This is a genomic window from Cellulomonas sp. PS-H5, from assembly GCF_019265565.1.
Classification (GTDB): Bacteria; Actinomycetota; Actinomycetes; order Actinomycetales; family Cellulomonadaceae; genus Cellulomonas.
In genome coordinates, this window is record NZ_JAHVCI010000046.1 from 19873 (window position 1) to 37776 (window position 17904).

The following is a 17904-nucleotide window of genomic DNA, read 5'->3' on the forward strand; positions in this document are numbered from 1 at the left end:
ACCCCCGCCGAGACGGCAGAAGGCGTGGGGTTCCGGCACCCGGAACCCCACGCCTCCCGCGATCTCGACGCCGGAGCGGCGCCCGCGTCAGCGGTAGTTGATGAACTGCAGCGCCGCGTCGATGTCGTCGGCGCCCTTGAGGAGCGCGATGACGGCCTGCAGGTCGTCGCGGGCCTTCGCGGAGACCCGGACCTCGTCGCCCTGGATCTGCGTCTTGACGCCCTTGGGGCCCTCGTCGCGGATGAGCTTGGTCACCTTCTTGGCGATCTCGGAGGACAGGCCCTCCTTGATCGAGGCCTCGAGGCGGTACTCCTTGCCGGACGGCTTGGGGTCGCCGTCGCCGGTGTCGAGCGCCTTGAGCGAGATGTTGCGCTTGATCAGCTTGGTCTGGAACACGTCGAGGACGGCGCGCACGCGCTCCTCGGAGTTCGCGACCATGAGGATCTTCTCGCCGCTCCACGCGATCGAGGCGCCGACGCCCTTGAAGTCGTACCGCTGCGCGATCTCCTTGACGGCCTGGTTCAGCGCGTTGTCGACCTCCTGGCGGTCGACCTTGCTAACGACGTCGAACGACGACTCGCTCGCCATGACTCCTCCTGACCTGTGGTGCTCCGGTGCTGCTGTGCCGACGACGGGCCGGTTTCGGAACCGGCCCGAACCCTTGCTATCCTTCCATCCGCACCCCGGAGACGCAGTCACCGAGGCGCGCACCCTGGCGGGTTACCCGAGTGGCCAAAGGGGGCTGACTGTAAATCAGCTGGCATCGCCTACGGGGGTTCGAATCCCTCACCCGCCACGCACGGACGACGGGGCGTCCTCCTCACGGAGGGCGCCCCGTCGCCACGCACGGACCGGGCTCGACCTGCTCCGGGCCGGCACGGAAGCGGTCCCCGACCTGCGCGATCACGCGGGGGCGGGACCCGATTTCGCACCGGCCAGGAGCACCGTGTAGCCTGGTCCGCGCTGCCCCGATAGCTCAGTGGTAGAGCACTTCCTTGGTAAGGAAGAGGTCACGGGTTCGAATCCCGTTCGGGGCTCTGTGGTGTGTCGCAGGCCAGGATCGTCTGGCAGGTGTGCGCACCCGAGGCGGGGTAGCTCAGTTGGTGAGAGCGCACGACTCATAATCGTGAGGTCGCGGGTTCGAACCCCGCCCCCGCTACCAGCACTGAATCCAGTGGGGCGTCCGCCGGCGCCCGACGACGAAGATCCAAGCGCTTCGGGCGCGAGAGGTGGCAAGACCATGGCCAGCAAGAGCGCGGACGTCCGTCCGAAGATCACGCTCGCCTGCACGGAGTGCAAGGAGCGGAACTACATCACGAAGAAGAACCGTCGGAACGACCCCGACCGGCTCGAGATGAAGAAGTTCTGCCCGCGCGACGGCCGTCACACGCTGCACCGCGAGACCCGCTGACCTTCCAGCGACGCTGATCGTGGCCGTCAACCCCGAGTACGCGGGACGCGAGTACCCGCCGAACGAGGCGTACGAGGTCGGCCGCGAGCATCTCCGCGCGTTCGCGGAGGCGGTCGGGGCGACGCACCCGGCCCACACCGACGTCGAAGCGGCGCGAGCACTCGGGTACCCCGACGTGATCGCGCCGCCGACGTTCGCCGTCGTCGTGGCGCAGCGCGCCGAGGCGCAGCTGATCGAGGACCCCGAGGCGGGCATCGACTTCAGCCGCGTCGTGCACGCCGACGAGCGGTTCATCCACCACCGCCCGATCCACGCCGGTGACCGCCTGGTCACCGTGCTGCACGTGGACGCGGTCACCGAGCGCGCCGGTCTGTCGATGGTGACGACCCGCGCCGTGATCCACGCGGAGGGCGGCGAGCCCGTCGCCACCGTGACGTCCACGCTCGCGGTCCGCGGAGAGGACGCCTGATGGCCCCCGCGTTCGAGGAGCTGGCCGTCGGCCAGGAGGTCGGCCGCCGCGAGCTCGCCGTCGACCGGTCCCGGCTGGTGCGGTACGCCGGCGCGTCCGGCGACTTCAACCCGATCCACTGGAACGAGCGGTTCGCGACCGAGGTCGGGCTGCCCGGCGTCATCGCGCACGGCATGTGGACGATGGGCGCTGCCGTCGGCGTCGTCTCCGACTGGGCCGGCGACCCCGGTGCGGTCGTCGACTACCAGACCCGGTTCGCCCGGCCCGTGCCGGTGCCGGACCCGGGGGTCGCGGCCGTCGAGGTCGTGGCCGTCGTCGGCGCGCTCGACGCCGACACCCGCACCGCGCGGATCGACCTCACGGCCACCGCCGCGGGTGCGCGCGTCCTGGCCAAGTGCCAGGCGCTCGTCCGCCTCTCCTGACCCGCCCTCGGGCCGGGTGCATCCGCGCGCTGTGCCGGACCCCGCGTGGTCCCCTCCCGATTCTCGCGCCGTCCCCCGATGCGTGCGGTGGTCGCGCGAGGATCGGGTGGGGACGGGGCTGTGCCCGGGTGGGAGTCGGCGCCCGCCGCGCCTCAGGCCGTCGGCGCCGGCCCCGTCGTCGTGCCGAGGCGGAGCTCGACCGGGAGGACCTCATCCGCCGGGGTCCCGCCCGCCAGGAGCGCCTCGATCGCCCGGCCGACCACCGCGCCCTTCTCCGTGATCGGCTGCGTGACGGTCGTGAGCACGTCCGGCGCGAGCCACGGCAGGTCCAGCCCGTCGAACCCGGCGACCGACACGTCCTCCGGCACCCGCAGCCCGAGCTCGCGCGCGCCGAGGACGACGCCCGAGGCCAGCAGGTCGGACTGCGCGACGACGGCCGTCGGCCGGGTCGACGCCGGGCCGGCGAGCAGCGCCTGCGCGGCGGCGTGCCCGTGCTCGACCAGCGAGGCCGGCGTCTCGTACACCGCGACCGGCGTGACGCCCGCGTCGGCGAGCCCGTCCAGCCGGCGCCGCGCGATGGACCAGGTGATCTGCCCGAGCCGCTCCGCGTCGGCGAGCCCGCTGCGCCGGTCCGGCCCGAACGGCAGCGTCACCGTCGCGATCCGCTCGTGGCCCAGGCCGACGAGGTGCCGGGCGATGTCGGCGACGCCGGCCCGGTCCTCGATGCCCACCGTCACGATGCCGGGCAGATCCTGCCCCTCGACGACGACCAGCGGGATGCCGCGCCGCTGCAGCGCCTGCAGGGTCGGGTCGTCCAGCGTCCCGCCCCAGATGAGCACCGCGACGTCCATCGCGGCGGACTCGACGAGCGGGTCGACGGCCGGGGCGCCGGGCTCGAGCGACCCGGGCACCAGGAGCACCCCCAGGCCGAGCGGGCTGATGGTGTCGACCAGTCCGTCGAGCAGCTGCACCGACACCGGCTCGCGGAACGACCGCCGCAGGGCGTCGCCGACGACCACGCCGACGATGCCGGACCGCCCGCTGCGCAGCTGGCGCCCGAGCGGGTTCGGGCCGGCGTAGTCGAGGTCCGCGGCGGCGTCGAGCACGCGCTGCTTGGTGGCCTCGGCGATGGGGCCGGCGCCGGAGAAGGCCAGCGACGCGGTCGAGACCGACACCCCGGCGGCGGAGGCCACGTCGGCCAGGGTGGGTCGCTGGGACACCGCGGCGCCTCCGGGTCCGGGGCTCGGGGGTGAGAGGCGTCACCGTCCCCGAGAGTCGTTGACGCCGCCGCCAGCGTACCCGCACACTGGTGACCTCCCCCGAATCGATTCGACCGCTCGCTCCGGCGCCCGGATCGAATCGATTCGAACCGGGCCTCGACCCGGCCGGGACCTCGTCTTGACCACCCCCTTGCACCGATCTGGAGCTGCCGTGAGCCAGCAGCGGGCCCGCACCGGGCGCGCCCCCCTCCGCCCGGCCAACCGCCGACCCCGCCCTGAGGCCCCCGTGACCGGCGGCCGCCGGCCGGTCCGGTCCGGCCGGGCGACGTCGTCGACCCCGCGGCTGCCCGTGGACCCCGCGGTGCACCGTGCCCGGTGGCTGCTCATGGGCCTGTTCGCGCTGAGCGGCCTCATGCTGTCCGGCTGGCTCGCCCGGCTGCCCGCCGTCCGGGCGGCCCTCGACCTGGGCACCGCGGAGCTGGGCGGCCTGCTCATCGCCGGCTCGATCGGCTCCCTGGCCACCGTGTCCGTCGCCGGCGTCCTGGTGAACCGGTTCGGCGGCCGCGCCGTCCTCTACGTGTCGATGGTGGCGTTCGCCGCCGCGTACATGCTGATCGGCGTCGGGCCCACCATCGGCTCGGTGCCGGTGCTGACGGTCGGCATCTTCCTGTCGGGCGTCGGCTTCGCCATCGGCAACGTGCCGCTGAACGTCGAGACCGCGGCCGTCGAGCGGCGCATGGGACGCACGGTGCTGCCGCAGTTCCACGCCGCGTTCTCGATCGGCTCGGTGCTCGGCTCCGGCATCGGCGCGCTGTGCGCCGCGGCGGACGTGCCGCTGCTCGCGCAGTTCGTCGCCACCGCCGTCGTCGGCACCGTCTGGCGGCTGCTGTCGGTGCCCGGCGCGGTCATCGAGTCGCTGCCGCCGGACCGGGCCGCCCTCGCGACGGCCCGCGACGCCCGCGCGGAGGGCCGCACCCCGCGCGAGGCGGGCCTCGCCGGCCGGCTGCGCGCCGCCCGGGTCCGCCGCGTCGCCCGGCCCGGCTCCGCGCTCGGCGCCTGGCGCGAGCCCCGCACGCTGCTGATCGGCGTGGTCATCATGTCCGCCGCGCTCTCCGAGGGCGCCGCCAACGACTGGCTGGCGATCGCGGTCGTCGACGGCTTCGACCAGGTCGAGGCCGTGGGTGCCGCGATGTTCGGCGTGTTCGTCGGCGCGATGACGCTGGTCCGGCTGCTCGGCACGAAGCTGATCGACCGGTACGGCCGCGTCACCGTGCTGCGCACCTCGGGCCTGGTGTCGTTCGGCGGCCTGCTGCTGTTCGGCTTCGCGCCGTCGCTGCCGCTGGCCGCGATCGGGATCGTCGCGTGGGGCTGCGGCGCCGCGCTCACCGTCCCGCTGGGCATCGCCGCCGCGTCCGACGACCCGCTGCGCGCGGCGAGCCGGGTGGCCGTCATCTCGTCGTTCTCCTCGACGGCCTCGCTCGCGGCCCCGCCGCTGCTGGGCCTCGCCGCCGAGCTCATGGGCACCCGGCACGCGCTGCTGCTCATCACCGCCGCGATGGTCGCGTCGGTGCTGCTGGCCCGGACGGTGCGCCGCCCCGACGGTCTCGCCGGGGCCGCGCCGACCGCCCCCGCCGACGACCCCGGTGCCCCCGTGGTCGCCACCGCCGAGCCGGTCGCGGTCCCCGCGTCGCACGCACCGGGGGAGGACGCCGTGTGCGTGCCCTCCGGTAGCGTCCGACGCGAGCCCTCCGGCGACCACGTGCCGGAGCCGGCCCGCCCGGCCTGACCCCGACCCCGGGGCCGCCGCGCCCCGATCCGACCCCGACCCGCACGACCCCGTGGAGCCCCGCGATGACGCACCCCGCCCCGGCCGCCCCGCCCGCCGTCCGCACCGCCTCGGTGGCCGTGTTCGTGGTCTTCGCCCTGTCCGGGTTCAACTTCTCGAGCTGGGCGGCGCGGCTGCCCGCGGTCCGGGACGCGCTCGGGCTGTCCGAGGCGCAGATGGGCCTGCTGCTGCTCGTCGGGTCCTGCGGCTCGCTCGTGGCGCTGCCGCTCTCGGGGCTCGTCGTCACCCGGATCGGCGCGGTCAAGGCGGTCGCCGGGTTCGCCCTGCTCAACGCCGCGGGCCTGACCATCGCGACGTTCGGGGCGGCGCTGGGCGAGGTGGTCGTGACCGCCGCGGGCCTGGTCGTGTTCGGCGTCGGCACCGGCGTCTGGGACGCGGCGATGAACCTCGAGGGTGCGATCGTCGAGCAGAAGCTCGGGAAGACCGTCATGCCGCGCTATCACGCGGGGTTCTCGCTGGGCACCGTGGTCGCCGCCGGGATCGCCGCCGTGGTGGCCGCCGCGCACGTCCCGGTCCAGGTGCACGTGCCGGTCGCGGTGCTGCTGTCGTCGATCGCGGTCCTGGTCGCCGTGCGGTCGTTCCTGCCGGCGGGGCAGCACGCGCCCGCCGGCGACGGCGAGCACGCCGCCCACGCGCCGCGGTCGGTGTTCGCCGCGTGGCTCGAGCCGCGCACGCTGCTCATCGGCCTGGTGGTCCTCGCCGCCGCGCTCACCGAGGGCGCCGGCAACGACTGGCTGAGCCTGGCCGTCGTCGACGGCTTCGACCAGTCCGACGCGGTGGGGGCGATCTCGTTCGGCGTGTTCGTCACGGCGATGACCGTCATGCGGTTCCTCGGCACGGCGCTGCTCGACCGGTTCGGCCGGGTCGCCGTGCTGCGGCTGTGCGCGGGCCTGGCGCTGGTCGGCCTGCTGGTGTTCGGCCTGGTGCCGGACGACCTGCTGTGGCTGGCGCTCGTCGGCGCGGTGCTGTGGGGCATGGGCGCGGCGCTCGGCTTCCCGGTCGGCATGAGCGCGGCGAGCGACGACCCGCTGCGCGCGGCCGCCCGGGTGTCCGTCGTGTCGACGATCGGCTACTCGGCGTTCCTCGCCGGCCCGCCGCTGCTCGGCCTGCTCGCCCACGAGGTCGGCTACCGGCACGCGCTGCTGGCGATCGCGGTGCCGATCGTCGTCGGCCTGCTCGTGGTGAACGCCGCGGCACCGGCGCGGCAGGAGCCCGCGGAGCGGCCTACGCTCGTCCCGTGACCACCGACGTCCAGTCCGCGACCTTCAGCGAGCTCACCACCCTCGGGGTGGGCGGGCCCGCGAGCCGGCTCGTGGAGACGACCACCGAGGCCGAGCTGATCGACGCGGTGCGGACCGCCGACGCCGAGGGCGTCCCGCTGCTGGTGCTCGGTGGCGGGTCGAACCTGCTGGTGTCGGACGCGGGCTTCGACGGCCTCGTGGTCCGGGACGTCCGGCGCGACCTGACGACGCCCGACCACTCGGCGTGCGCCGGCGTGACCGTGACCGCGGCGGCGGGCACCCCGTGGGACGACGTGGTGGCCCACGCCGCCGCGCACCGGCTCAAGGGCATCGAGGCGCTGTCCGGGATCCCCGGGTCGACGGGCGCGACGCCCGTGCAGAACGTCGGCGCGTACGGCCAGGAGGTGTCCCAGACGATCGCGACCGTGCGGGTCTGGGACCGGGTGCGCGGCCGGGTGCGGACGCTGCCCGTCGTCGACCTGCATTTCGGCTACCGGACGTCGCTGCTCAAGCGGTCGATGCGCGCGCTGCCCGACGCGGCCGACCCCGGCGCCCCCTGGTTCCCGACGCCGCGGTACGTGGTGCTCGACGTGACGTTCCAGCTGCGCGTCGCCGACCTCTCCGAGCCGATCCGGTACGGCGAGCTCGCGCGGGCCCTCGGCATCGAGGTGGGGGAGCGGGCGCCGCTGCCCGAGGTGCGCGCCACGGTGCTCGCGCTGCGCGCACGCAAGGGCATGGTGCTCGACCCGGCCGACCCCGACACCCGCTCGGCCGGCTCGTTCTTCACCAACCCGGTGCTGACCGAGGCGGACGCCGCCGATCTGCCCGAGGACGCCCCGCGGTTCCCGGCGGGCGAAGGCCTGGTGAAGACCAGCGCGGCGTGGCTGATCGAGCAGGCGGGGTTCTCGAAGGGCTACGGCCTGCCGGGGCCCGCGGCGCTGTCGACCAAGCACACCCTGGCGCTGACGAACCGCGGCGGCGCGAACGCGGGCGACCTGCTGACGCTGGCGCGCACCGTCCGGGACGGCGTGGCGCAGCGCTTCGGCCTCACCCTGGAGCCGGAGCCGGTCCTGGTGGGCGCCGACCTCTGACGCAGGGGCGCGAGCCGCGCCCGCGCACACCCCTCGCTCGCCGACCCCTCTCGCCGAGATGGCAACTCTCGGCTGTGCGGGCGGTGCCTGACACAGTCGAAAGTTGCCATCTCGGCGAAGTGCGGCCGCGGTTGGTCAACCCGCGGGTTGCGCAACCTCGTCGGCGGCTAGCCACGCGTCGACGCCCGACAGCAGGCGGGCCTTCGTGCCGTCGGAGGCCCGGCTGGCCCGGATCGACGCCCGCGCCAGGTCCGCCAGCTCCGCGTCGGTGAACCCGTGCACCTCGCGGGCGGTCGTGTACTGCTCCACCAGCCGGGACCCGAACAGCAGCGGGTCGTCCGCGCCCAGCGCCACCGTCGCGCCCGCGTCGACGAGCCGGCGCAGCGGCACGTCCTCGGGTCGGCGGTAGACCCCGAGCGACACGTTCGACGCCGGGCACACCTCCAGGGCGATCCCGCGGTCCACGATCCGGCGCAGCAGCGCGCCGTCCTCCGCCGACCGCACGCCGTGGCCGAGCCGGTCGGGGGCCAGCGACTCCAGGACGTCCTCGACGTGCGGCGGGCCGAGCAGCTCGCCGCCGTGCGGCACGGACGCCAGGCCCGCGCGGCGGGCGATCGCGAACGCCGGCGCGAACTCCGGGGTGTCGCCGCGGCGCTCGTCGTTGCTGAGGCCGAAGCCGATCACCTCGCCGGGGCCGTCCCCGGCGTACCGGGCGGCCAGCCGCGCGAGGGTCCGGGCGTCGAGGGGGTGCCGCATCCGGGACGCCGCCACGACGACGCCGACCTCGACGCCCAGGTCCTCGCTCGCCGACCGGGCCTCGTCCAGCACGATCTCCAGCGCGGGCGTGATGCCGCCGACCGGTGGGGCGTACGACGTCGGGTCGACCTGGATCTCGAGCCGGCCCGAGCCCTCCGCGGCGTCGTCGGTCGCGGCCTCGCGGACGATCCGCCGCAGGTCGGCCTCGCCGCGGACGCACGCGCGGGCTGCGTCGTACAGCCGCTGGAACCGGAACCAGCCGCGCTCGTCGGCCGGGACCCGCAGGCCCTCGCCGTCGAGCAGCGTGGCCGGCAGCCGGACTCCGCGCTCGGCCGCCAGGTCGCCCAGGGTCTGCACGCGCATCGACCCCGTGAAGTGCAGGTGGAGGTGGGCCTTCGGGAGCAGGGCCAGGTCGCGCACCCGGCGAGTCTGCCTGATCCCCGCGCGCCCTGCCCCCTCCGCCGCGCCGGCGCCCCGCCGGCGCGAGGTCGAGGGTTCGCGTCGAGGTCGAGGGGTTGCGCGGGCGGTTCCACGCGAAACCCTCGACCTCGGCAGGCGGGGGGCGGGGAGGGGGGCGGGGGTCAGGGCGCCGGGAGCAGGCCCCGCTGCATCGCGACCGTCACCGCGTGGGTGCGGTCGTCGACGCCGAGCTTCGCGAACGCCCGGAGCAGGTGCGTCTTCACGGTCGCCTCGGTGATGAACAGCTCCCGGCCGACCGCGGCGTTCGACAGCCCCCGCGCCACCCCGGCCAGCACCTCCAGCTCGCGGGCCGTGAGCCGCTCGCCCTCGCCGCGCATCTGCTGCACCAGCCGGGACGCGACCGACGGCGACAGCGCCGACTCACCCCGGGCCGCGCCGCGGACGCCGGCCACGAGCTGGTCCCGCGGGGTGTCCTTGAGCAGGTAGCCGGTGGCGCCCGCCTCGACGGCGCGCAGGATGTCGGCGTCCGTCTCGTAGGTGGTGAGGACCAGCACCCGCACGCCCGGCACCTCCGCGACGATGCGCGCGGTCGCCGCGGCGCCGTCCAGCACCGGCATCCGCAGGTCCATCAGCACCAGGTCCGGGCGGAGCGCCCGCGCGGCCTCGACCGCCGCGGCCCCGTCGCCGACCTCGCCGACCACCTCGACGTCCGGCTCGACGGTCAGCATGCCGACCAGCCCCGACCGCACCACGGGGTGGTCGTCCGCGACCAGCACCCGCACCGCCGTCGTGTCCTGCTCGTGCGCGGTCACGCCGTCCCCGTCCCCGGGTCGCCGAGCGGCCCGTCCCCGTCGCGGAGCGGCATCGCCAGCCGCACCCGCGTCCCGCGGCCGGGCTCCCCGGCCACGTCGAGCGTCCCTCCGCCCGCGGTGACGCGCTCGCGCATCCCGCGCAGCCCCACGCCCTCGGCGGTGCCGGGGGCGAGCCCCTGACCGTCGTCGAGCACCTCGAGGGCGAGCACCCCGTCGTCCCGGACCAGCCGGAGCAGCACCCGGCGCGCGCCCGCGTGCTTGCGGACGTTCGCGAGCGCCTCCTGCGCGGCGCGCAGCAGCACGACCTCGGTGTCGCGGTCCGGGGCGCCGGCGTCGCCGAGCGCGACCTCGACCCGGACCCCCGTCTCCGCCTGGAACCGCTCGGCCAGCCGCTCCAGCGCCTCGGCCAGCGTGGCGTCCGCCAGCGCGGCGGGCCCGAACGCGGCGACGAGCGCGCGCGCCTCGGCGAGGTTCTCGCGGGCGACCCGCTCCACCTGGTCCAGCCGGTCCCGTGCCAGGTCGGCGCGCCCGGCGTCGAGCTGGGCCTGCGCCGTCTGCGCGAGCATCACGACACTGGTGAACCCCTGCGCCAGGGTGTCGTGGATCTCCTGCGCCATCCGCTCCCGCTCCGCGAGGACGCCCGAGGCGTGGTTGCTCGCGGCGAGCTGCGCCTGCGCGGACTCCAGCTGCTCCAGCAGCCAGGCCCGCTCCTCGGACCGCTCGGCGACCCGGGTGATCCACACCCCGAGCGCGAGCGAGAAGATCAGGCCGACGGCCATCTGCGCGCCCAGCACCACCAGGTCGCGCGCCGAGGGGTCCTCGCCCGCCGCGAACGCCGCCGTCGCGATCGCCGCGCAGGAGGCGACCGCCAGGACGACGGACGCCAGCACGCCCTCCCGCATCGAGGCCGCGAAGAACCACACCTGCGAGAACCCGACGAACAGCAGGATCGAGCCGATGGTGCTGACCCCGCTGCACAGCGAGACCACCACCACGAGCACGACCAGGTAGGCCCGGGTGAGCCGGACGTCGCCGGCCTGGGCGCCCCGGCGGCCGACCAGGACGTAGGCCAGCAGCAGCAGGGTCAGCCCGCCGAGCGCCGCCCAGGTCCCCCCGTCCGGCGGGAACGTGTCCGCGACGGTGAGGATCGAGATCGCGCTGATGGCCAGGAGCGCGTAGAACGCCGCGTCCCAGCCGGCGAGGGCGCGCCGCCAGAACAGGGTCCGCTCGGCCTCGGCGCGCGCGCCGCCGGGGGCCGGGGCCGCAGCCCCGTCCCCCGGTCGCGCGTCGCTGGTCACGGGCCCAGTCTGGCGCAGGTCAGCCGTCGTCACGCCGCCGCCACCGGAACGTCCGGACCCCGACGACGAGGCCGACGACCAGCCAGGCCAGCAGGACCGCCGCGGTCGCGCCGTGCTGCCACGACCCGGACGGCTCGAGCGCGGCCGCCTCGTCCGGCAGGAACACGGACCGCATGCCCTGGGCCATCCACTTGAGCGGGAACACCGACGCGACCTGCTGCATCCAGGACGGCAGGTCGTAGAAGGCGAAGAACACGCCGGAGATGAACTGCAGCACCAGCACCACGGGCGTGACCACGGCGCTCGCGGACCGGCCCGACCGGGGCAGCGACGAGAACCCGACCCCGCACACCGCGCCGGCGGCGACCCCGAGCACGAACACCCAGGCGAACGTGGCCCACCCGGAGGCGTCCGGCATGTCGACGTCGAACACCAGCCCGGCGACCGCGAGCAGCAGCGCGACCTGCACCACGGACACCACCAGCACCTGGCCGACCTTGCCCAGGAAGTACGCCGCCGGCGGCAGCGGCGTGCCGCCCAGCCGCTTGAGACCGCCCTCGTCCCGCTCGACCGGGATCGAGATCGCCAGCGACTGGAACGACGACAGCAGCACGCCGGTGGCGATCATGCCGGGCAGGAAGTACTGCGCGAACGGCACGCCGTCGGCGACCTCGGCGCCGTCCTGGCCGAACACCGTCGCGAAGATCGCCAGCATGATGATCGGGTACGCGAAGATGAAGATGATCGCGTCCCGCTCGCGGAAGAACCCGCGGATCTCGTAGCGCGCCCGGTCGACGCCGAGGCGCAGCGCGCCGGGCAGCGGGCCGGCCGTGGGCCGGTCCAGGGTCGTGGTGCTCATCGCGCGGCCTCCGTCGTCGCCAGGGCGGGCAGGGCCGCCGGGGTGGTGTCCTCGTCCGCCGCGATCAGCCCGAGGTAGACGTCCTCGAGGGTCGGCCGGACGACCTGCAGGCCGGGGACCTCGCCGCCGAGCCGGGCGCTCAGCGCCGCGACCAGCGCCGTCGGCGCGTCCGTCCGCTCCGAGCGGGGCGCGCCGCCCTCGGTCCACCGCACGACCGCCTGGTGCGCCGAGCGCCCGCCGAGGTCGGCCGGGGTGTCGACCGCGACCACGCGGCCGGACCGGACCACGGCCACCCGGTCGGCCAGGTGCTCGGCCTCCTCCAGGTAGTGCGTGGTCAGCAGGATCGTCGTGCCGCCGTCGCGCAGCCCGGACACCAGGTCCCAGAACGCGTGCCGGGCCTCGGGGTCGAAGCCGGTCGTGGGCTCGTCGAGGAACAGCAGCTCGGGCCGGCCGACGATGCCGAGCGCCACGTCGAGCCGGCGCCGCTGGCCGCCGGACAGCTGCCGGCTCCGGGTGCGGGCCTTCTCGCGCAGGCCGACCGCGTCGATGACCTCCTCGGGGTCCCGCGGGTCGGGGTAGTACCGCGCGAAGTGGTGCACGAGCTCGGAGACCGTCGCCTCGGCGAGGTCGTTGGTGCCCTGCAGCACGATGCCGATCCGGGCCCGCCAGTCGCGGCCCGCGGTCTGGGGGTCGACGCCCAGGACGCGGACGTCGCCGCCGTCCCGCCGCCGGTAGCCCTCGAGGATCTCGACGGTGGTCGTCTTGCCCGCCCCGTTCGGGCCGAGCACGGCGACGATCTCGCCGCGGGCCACCGTGAGGTCGAGCCCGTCGACGGCGCGCTTCTCGCCGTACCGCTTCTGCAGGCCGGTCACCCGGACCGCCAGGTCGCTGTCGTCCATGGCAGCCAGCCTCGCGGGCGGGAGTGGCCCGGCGGGACGACCGGGGGACGGGACCGCCCGTCCACCGATCGGTGGACGGGCGGGTCAGCCGGTGCGGGTCAGCCCTCGGCGAGCAGCGCCTGGATCCGCCCGACGCCCTCGGCCAGGTCGGCGTCGCCCAGCGCGTAGGACAGCCGGAGGTACCCGCTCGGCCCGAACGCCTCGCCGGGGACGACCGCGACCTCGGCCTGGTCGAGCAGCAGCGCGGCCAGCTCGGCGGACGTGGTCGGGGTGACGCCGCGGAACGTGCGGCCGAGCAGGCCGTGCACCGCGGGGTAGGCGTAGAAGGCGCCCTCCGGCGCGGGGATCACGACGCCGTCGATCTCCGCCAGCATCGACACCATGGTCCGCCGGCGGCGGTCGAACGCCTCGCGCATCGCGGCGACGGCCGACAGGTCGCCGGTGAGCGCGGCGATCGCGGCGTGCTGGGAGACGTTGGCGACGTTGGAGGTCAGGTGCGACTGCAGGTTGGTCGCGGCCTTGACGACGTCCGACGGTCCGACGAGCCAGCCCACCCGCCAACCGGTCATCGCGTAGGTCTTGGCGACGCCGTTCAGCACGACGGTGGTGTCCGCGAGCTCCGGGACCGCGGACAGCATCGGCGTCGCCACCGCGCCGTCGTAGGTGAGGTGCTCGTAGATCTCGTCGGTGACGACCCAGATGCCGTGCTCGAGGGCCCAGCGGCCGATCTCGGCGGTCTGCTCCGGGGAGTGGACGGCGCCGGTCGGGTTGGACGGCGAGCAGAACAGCAGCACCTTGGTCCGCGGGGTGCGGGCGGCCTCGAGCTGCTCGACGGTGACCTTGTAGCCCTGGTCGACGCCGGCGACCACCTCGACGGGCACGCCGCCGGCCAGCCGGATCGCCTCCGGGTAGGTGGTCCAGTACGGGGCCGGGAGCAGCACCTCGTCGCCCGGGTCGAGCAGGGTCGCGAACGCCTGGTAGACGGCCTGCTTGCCGCCGTTGGTCACCAGCACGTCGGCGGGGGAGATCGCGTAGCCGGAGTCGCGCAGCGTCTTGGCCGCGACCGCCTCCTTGAGCGCGGGCAGCCCGCCGGCGGGGGAGTAGCGGTGGTTCGCGGGGTTGCGCGCGGCGGCGACCGCGGCCTCGACGATGTAGTCGGGCGTCGGGAAGTCCGGCTCGCCGGCGCCGAAGCCGATCACGGGCCGGCCGGCGGCCTTCAGGGCCTTGGCCTTCGCGTCCACCGCCAGGGTGGCGGACTCGGCGATGCCCCCGACGCGGGCGGACACGCGGCGGGGCTGGGCGGGCTGGGCGGGGGCGGGCGCGCTCACGCCCGCCATCCTCGCAGACCGGGCGGCGCGGCTGCAGGGCGCGTCCGGGGCGAGGCCCGTCGCGCGGGCCGGCCGGGAGGGCGGTTCGACCCCGGCCCGCGCGTCGCGTACAGTGGTCCCTCGGTGGTTGACGTCCACCATGATGAGCCGCGCCCGCGAGGGAGGCTCATCAGGACGCCGCCGCCGTAGGGTAGTGGCGCAATTGGTAGCGCACCGGTCTCCAAAACCGGCGGTTGCGAGTTCGAGTCTCGCCTGCCCTGCGCGTGTGGTCACGGACCGCGCGGCTCCCCCGGGGACCTCCCGGGGCGCGGCCGCCGGACGACATGAGGCGCCCGGCGACGGCCGGCGTCGCGAGACGTAGGGGAATCGATCAGGTGAGCGACTCGGCACCCGTGGCGGCGTCCGACGCGGGCGAGCCCGCGGAGCGGACCGGCGGCAAGAAGGCCGCTCGCCCGGAGAAGAAGCGCGGCCTGTTCGCCCGGATCGCCCTGTTCGTCCGCCAGGTCGTGGCGGAGCTCAAGAAGGTCGTCCGCCCGACCCGCTCCGAGCTGGTGACCTACACCGGCGTCGTGCTGGTGTTCGTGGCCGTCGTGATGGCGTTCGTGACCGTCGTGGACTTCGGCATCGGCCGCGCCACGTTCTGGATCTTCGGGGGCTGAGCCTCCGCGGCGCCCCCGCGGGGCGCACGTCACCTCAGCACCACCTTCCGCAGCAGAAAGCAGGTTCGCCCGTGTCGCAGGAATCGCAGGAGCCCGGTCTGGGTGCCGCCGAGTCCGAGCTCGACGACGCCCTGGCGTCGGTCGAGGCGGTCGAGGCCCCGGCCGCCGGCGAGCCCGCGGACGAGGTCGACGCCGACGACGCGGCCGAGGCCGCCCCGGTCGAGCAGGCCGACGACGCCGAGGAGTCCGACGAGGTCGTCGACGTCGTCGACGTCGACGAGGACCCGGTCGCCGCGTTCAAGGCGCAGCTGAAGTCGCAGTTCGGCGACTGGTACGTCATCCACTCCTACGCGGGCTACGAGAACCGCGTGAAGACGAACCTCGAGAACCGCATCCAGAGCCTCAACATGGAGGACTTCATCTTCCAGGTGGAGGTCCCCATGGAGGAGGTCGTCGAGATCAAGAACGCGCAGCGCAAGGTCGTGCGCCGCGTCCGGATCCCCGGCTACGTCCTCGTGCGCATGGACCTCACCGACGAGTCGTGGGGCGCCGTCCGGCACACCCCGGGCGTCACGGGCTTCGTGGGCCACACCCACCAGCCGGTGCCGCTGACCCTCGACGAGGTGTTCTCCATGCTGGCCCCGACGATCGAGGCGAAGACCCCGGCCGCCGCCCCGCAGCAGAAGGCCGCCGCCCCGATCGAGGTCGACTTCACCGTCGGCGAGTCGGTCACCGTCACCGACGGCCCGTTCGACACGCTGCCGGCCACGATCTCCGAGATCAGCCCCGAGAACCAGAAGCTCAAGGTCCTCGTCTCCATCTTCGGCCGGGAGACCCCGGTCGAGCTGTCATTCAGCCAGGTCGCCAAGATCTGAGCCGCCCGCCCCGGGACCGGGGCGCGCGCGGACGCAGCACTGCAACCGGGTCATCGCCCACGGCGTCGGCCCACGAGAGAAGAAAGGGTGGCTCATGCCCCCGAAGAAGAAGGTCACCGGCCTCATCAAGCTCCAGATCAACGCCGGTGCGGCGACCCCCGCCCCGCCGATCGGTCCGGCGCTGGGTCAGCACGGTGTGAACATCATGGAGTTCTGCAAGGCCTACAACGCGGCCACCGAGTCGCAGCGCGGCAACGTGATCCCGGTGGAGATCACGGTCTACGAGGACCGTTCCTTCACCTTCATCACGAAGACCCCGCCGGCCGCGGAGCTCATCAAGAAGGCCGCCGGTGTCGCGAAGGGCTCGCCCACGCCGCACACGGTCAAGGTCGCGACGCTGACCGCGGACCAGGTCCGCGAGATCGCCTCGACCAAGCTCGAGGACCTGAACGCCAACGACCTCGCCGCCGCCGAGAAGATCATCGCCGGCACCGCGCGCTCGATGGGCATCAAGGTCGAGGGCTGAGCCCCCGGCTCGACTGAACGACCGCCCGCCCCGGGACCTCCGGGGCGGGCGCCCCAGTGGCAGGGCCCTGTGCGGCCCGACGACCACGACTGCTGAAGGAGAGAGAGCAGATGGCGAAGCACAGCAAGGCGTACCGCGCCGCGGCCGAGAAGATCGAGGCCGGCACCACCTACAACCCGCTGCAGGCGATCCGCCTCGCGCAGGCCACGTCGACCACCAAGTACGACGCGACCGTCGAGGTCGCCATGCGCCTCGGTGTCGACCCGCGCAAGGCCGACCAGATGGTCCGCGGCACGGTCAACCTGCCGAACGGCACGGGCAAGACCGCCCGCGTCATCGTGTTCGCGACCGGTGAGCGTGCCGAGCAGGCCCGCGCCGCCGGTGCGGACGAGGTCGGTGGCGACGAGCTGATCGAGAAGGTCGCGGCGGGCTACACCGACTTCGACTCCGCGGTCGCGACCCCGGACCTCATGGGCAAGGTCGGCCGCCTCGGCAAGGTGCTCGGTCCGCGTGGCCTCATGCCGAACCCGAAGACCGGCACCGTGACGATGGACGTGGCCAAGGCCGTCTCCGACATCAAGGGCGGCAAGATCGAGTTTCGCGTCGACAAGCACGCGAACCTGCACTTCATCATCGGCAAGACGTCGTTCTCCGACGTCCAGCTGGTGGAGAACTACGCCGCGGCGCTCGAGGAGATCCTGCGTCTCAAGCCGTCCGCGTCGAAGGGCCGCTACATCACCAAGGCGACCATCTCGACCACGAACGGCCCCGGCATCCTGGTCGACCAGAACAAGACCCGGAACCTCACCTCGGAGGACGAGGCGGCCTGAGCCACCTCAACCGGTACGCGGAGGCCCGGCACCCCTGAGGGGGTGCCGGGCCTCCGGCGTCCGTGCGGGCGTGCCCGGGTCGGGCGTTTCGGGTGTCGCCCTCGTCCCCACCCGATTCTCGCGTTGCCCCCTGATCGTTCGGGGGAGGACGGGAGAATCGGGTGGGGACCCGGGGCAGTGTGCCGCGTGCGGCGCGGGTGAGCCGCGCGGCGCCGGGGGAGCCGTCCCTGCCGACGCCGCGCGGCGGTCGTGGTACCGGGCCCGCCCGGGCCCGGTCGTGCCCGACCTGGTGGCCGGGTGGTGCCGGACCTCGCGGCCCGGCCCCGCGGGCCTAGTGGCCCGCGTGGCCCGTCTCGGCGGGCAGGCCGTGCGAGCCGTGCGGCACCGCGTGCGCGCCCGCCTCCGTCGCGGCGAGGCCCGGCACGGTCACCAGCGCCACCAGCAGCGCGCCCGCCGCGAGCGTGCCCGCCTGGCCGGCACCGCCGGGCGCGCGCCGCCGAACCCCCGGGGCTGTCCCGGCGCGCTGCCCGAGGGCGAGCAGGATCCCGACCGCCAGGCCCAGCACCAGCGCGGCGGCCTCGGCCGCGGTCGTGGCGGTGCCGGTCAGCGGGGAGCTGAGCAGCACCGCCGGCCCGGACGCCAGGGCGACGCCGGCGGCCGCGCGGGGGACGGGCGCGGGGCCACGCAGGGCGAGGACGCCCCAGCCGATGGCCACGAGCCCGAGCGCGGACAGCACGACGCCCACCGGCAGGTGGTGCTCCAGGTGGCCGGCGCCCACGCCGCAGGCGACCAGGCCCAGGCCCAGCGCCGCGAGGGAGGCCCACTGCCGGGTCAGCGCCTGGAGCGCGCTCTCGCCGGCGGCGGTGCGGTGCGGCGCCCGGGCAGGTCCCGCGGCGGCGGGCGCCCGCACGCCCGCCGCCGGGACGGCGCCGCCCGCCGGCC

The 17904-nt window shown here is 75.0% G+C and carries 19 protein-coding genes and 4 tRNA genes; 14 read left to right on the forward strand and 9 right to left on the reverse strand.

The genetic code is table 11. From position 1 onward, the window contains the following. Positions 1–87 precede the first annotated feature (87 nt). Positions 88–588 (reverse strand): YajQ family cyclic di-GMP-binding protein, encoded by a 501-nt coding sequence (locus tag J5O08_RS15690; RefSeq protein ID WP_147795425.1) that lies wholly within the window; start codon positions 586–588, stop codon positions 88–90. 126 nt (positions 589–714) lie between these two features. Between J5O08_RS15690 and J5O08_RS15695 the strand changes: the two genes are divergently transcribed. From J5O08_RS15695 to J5O08_RS15720, 6 genes are all read left to right on the forward strand, one after another. Then, positions 715–796, forward strand: a tRNA-Tyr gene (locus J5O08_RS15695). Between the two features lie 169 nt (positions 797–965). Continuing rightward, positions 966–1037 (forward strand) — tRNA-Thr (locus tag J5O08_RS15700). A 48-nt stretch (positions 1038–1085) separates the two neighbouring features. Next, positions 1086–1162 (forward strand) — tRNA-Met (locus tag J5O08_RS15705). Positions 1163–1240: 78 nt separating this feature from the next. Further along, a complete protein-coding gene (rpmG, locus tag J5O08_RS15710) occupies positions 1241–1411 on the forward strand; it encodes a 50S ribosomal protein L33 (RefSeq protein WP_146839572.1) in 171 nt (56 codons plus the stop codon). Between the two features lie 19 nt (positions 1412–1430). Beyond that, entirely contained in the window at positions 1431–1880 is a 450-nt protein-coding gene (locus tag J5O08_RS15715; RefSeq protein ID WP_218707850.1) for a MaoC family dehydratase N-terminal domain-containing protein, read from the forward strand. Continuing rightward, a complete protein-coding gene (locus tag J5O08_RS15720; RefSeq protein WP_218707851.1) occupies positions 1880–2302 on the forward strand; it encodes a MaoC family dehydratase in 423 nt (140 codons plus the stop codon). Before J5O08_RS15715 ends, J5O08_RS15720 begins: the two co-directional genes overlap by 1 nt. A 152-nt stretch (positions 2303–2454) precedes the next feature. Here the strand turns inward: J5O08_RS15720 and J5O08_RS15725 are convergent, their stop codons facing one another. After that, positions 2455–3522, reverse strand: a complete 1068-nt coding sequence (locus tag J5O08_RS15725) for a LacI family DNA-binding transcriptional regulator (protein WP_218707852.1) — start codon at positions 3520–3522, stop codon at positions 2455–2457. Positions 3523–3808: 286 nt separating this feature from the next. Here J5O08_RS15725 and J5O08_RS15730 point away from each other — a divergent pair, with 286 nt between their 5' ends. The 3 genes from J5O08_RS15730 (at position 3809) to J5O08_RS15740 (ending at position 7700) form a co-directional block, all read left to right on the forward strand. Next, positions 3809–5308, forward strand: a complete 1500-nt coding sequence (locus tag J5O08_RS15730; protein WP_308281660.1) for an MFS transporter — start codon at positions 3809–3811, stop codon at positions 5306–5308. 65 nt (positions 5309–5373) lie between these two features. Further along, positions 5374–6609, forward strand: coding sequence for an MFS transporter (locus J5O08_RS15735; protein ID WP_218707853.1), 1236 nt, complete (start codon positions 5374–5376; stop codon positions 6607–6609). Continuing rightward, positions 6606–7700: a UDP-N-acetylmuramate dehydrogenase gene (locus tag J5O08_RS15740; RefSeq protein WP_218707854.1), complete on the forward strand. Its 1095-nt coding sequence runs from the start codon at positions 6606–6608 to the stop codon at positions 7698–7700. The genes J5O08_RS15735 and J5O08_RS15740 overlap by 4 nt, the downstream gene beginning before the upstream one ends. A 135-nt stretch (positions 7701–7835) precedes the next feature. Here the strand turns inward: J5O08_RS15740 and J5O08_RS15745 are convergent, their stop codons facing one another. The 6 genes from J5O08_RS15745 to J5O08_RS15770 form a co-directional block, all read right to left on the reverse strand. Continuing rightward, positions 7836–8876 (reverse strand): adenosine deaminase, encoded by a 1041-nt coding sequence (locus J5O08_RS15745; protein WP_218707855.1) that lies wholly within the window; start codon positions 8874–8876, stop codon positions 7836–7838. A 161-nt stretch (positions 8877–9037) separates the two neighbouring features. After that, the gene (locus J5O08_RS15750; RefSeq protein ID WP_374225984.1) at positions 9038–9604 is read right to left on the reverse strand and encodes a response regulator; all 567 of its coding nucleotides are present in this window, start codon (positions 9602–9604) and stop codon (positions 9038–9040) included. A gap of 80 nt (positions 9605–9684) precedes the next feature. Beyond that, positions 9685–10986, reverse strand: a complete 1302-nt coding sequence (locus tag J5O08_RS21710; RefSeq protein ID WP_218707857.1) for a sensor histidine kinase — start codon at positions 10984–10986, stop codon at positions 9685–9687. Positions 10987–11005: 19 nt separating this feature from the next. After that, positions 11006–11845 (reverse strand): ABC transporter permease, encoded by an 840-nt coding sequence (locus J5O08_RS15760; RefSeq protein WP_218707858.1) that lies wholly within the window; start codon positions 11843–11845, stop codon positions 11006–11008. After that, a complete protein-coding gene (locus J5O08_RS15765) occupies positions 11842–12744 on the reverse strand; it encodes an ABC transporter ATP-binding protein (RefSeq protein ID WP_218707859.1) in 903 nt (300 codons plus the stop codon). Before J5O08_RS15765 ends, J5O08_RS15760 begins: the two co-directional genes overlap by 4 nt. 98 nt (positions 12745–12842) lie before the next feature. After that, the gene (locus J5O08_RS15770) at positions 12843–14081 is read right to left on the reverse strand and encodes a pyridoxal phosphate-dependent aminotransferase (RefSeq protein WP_217616410.1); all 1239 of its coding nucleotides are present in this window, start codon (positions 14079–14081) and stop codon (positions 12843–12845) included. Between the two features lie 178 nt (positions 14082–14259). On the opposite strand from J5O08_RS15770, the gene J5O08_RS15775 reads away from it, so the two are divergent. From J5O08_RS15775 to rplA, 5 genes are all read left to right on the forward strand, one after another. Beyond that, positions 14260–14332: transfer RNA gene (locus J5O08_RS15775), tRNA-Trp, on the forward strand. Between the two features lie 114 nt (positions 14333–14446). After that, positions 14447–14731, forward strand: a complete 285-nt coding sequence (secE, locus tag J5O08_RS15780; RefSeq protein WP_246854955.1) for a preprotein translocase subunit SecE — start codon at positions 14447–14449, stop codon at positions 14729–14731. Positions 14732–14802: 71 nt separating this feature from the next. Further along, a complete protein-coding gene (gene nusG / locus J5O08_RS15785) occupies positions 14803–15606 on the forward strand; it encodes a transcription termination/antitermination protein NusG (protein WP_218707860.1) in 804 nt (267 codons plus the stop codon). 94 nt (positions 15607–15700) lie between these two features. Beyond that, a complete protein-coding gene (gene rplK / locus J5O08_RS15790) occupies positions 15701–16132 on the forward strand; it encodes a 50S ribosomal protein L11 (protein WP_147795436.1) in 432 nt (143 codons plus the stop codon). Between the two features lie 110 nt (positions 16133–16242). Beyond that, positions 16243–16962 (forward strand): 50S ribosomal protein L1, encoded by a 720-nt coding sequence (gene rplA, locus J5O08_RS15795; protein WP_147795437.1) that lies wholly within the window; start codon positions 16243–16245, stop codon positions 16960–16962. A gap of 331 nt (positions 16963–17293) precedes the next feature. Here rplA and J5O08_RS15800 read toward each other — a convergent pair. Then, on the reverse strand, positions 17294–17904 hold a 611-nt coding region (locus J5O08_RS15800), incomplete at its 5' end, for a hypothetical protein (RefSeq protein WP_218707861.1).

What these genes read in the sequence shown, in the direction of transcription:
- J5O08_RS15765 (WP_218707859.1), bottom strand. Translation starts at nt 12,744, where the DNA reads ATGGACGACAGCGACCTGGCGGTCCGGGTGACCGGCCTGCAGAAGCGG.
- J5O08_RS15735 (WP_218707853.1), top strand. Translation starts at nt 5,374, where the DNA reads ATGACGCACCCCGCCCCGGCCGCCCCGCCCGCCGTCCGCACCGCCTCG.
- J5O08_RS15770 (WP_217616410.1), bottom strand. Translation starts at nt 14,081, where the DNA reads ATGGCGGGCGTGAGCGCGCCCGCCCCCGCCCAGCCCGCCCAGCCCCGC.
- J5O08_RS15690 (WP_147795425.1), bottom strand. Translation starts at nt 588, where the DNA reads ATGGCGAGCGAGTCGTCGTTCGACGTCGTTAGCAAGGTCGACCGCCAG.
- J5O08_RS15750 (WP_374225984.1), bottom strand. Translation starts at nt 9,604, where the DNA reads ATGCTGACCGTCGAGCCGGACGTCGAGGTGGTCGGCGAGGTCGGCGAC.
- rplK (WP_147795436.1), top strand. Translation starts at nt 15,701, where the DNA reads ATGCCCCCGAAGAAGAAGGTCACCGGCCTCATCAAGCTCCAGATCAAC.
- J5O08_RS15760 (WP_218707858.1), bottom strand. Translation starts at nt 11,845, where the DNA reads ATGAGCACCACGACCCTGGACCGGCCCACGGCCGGCCCGCTGCCCGGC.
- rpmG (WP_146839572.1), top strand. Translation starts at nt 1,241, where the DNA reads ATGGCCAGCAAGAGCGCGGACGTCCGTCCGAAGATCACGCTCGCCTGC.
- rplA (WP_147795437.1), top strand. Translation starts at nt 16,243, where the DNA reads ATGGCGAAGCACAGCAAGGCGTACCGCGCCGCGGCCGAGAAGATCGAG.
- J5O08_RS15720 (WP_218707851.1), top strand. Translation starts at nt 1,880, where the DNA reads ATGGCCCCCGCGTTCGAGGAGCTGGCCGTCGGCCAGGAGGTCGGCCGC.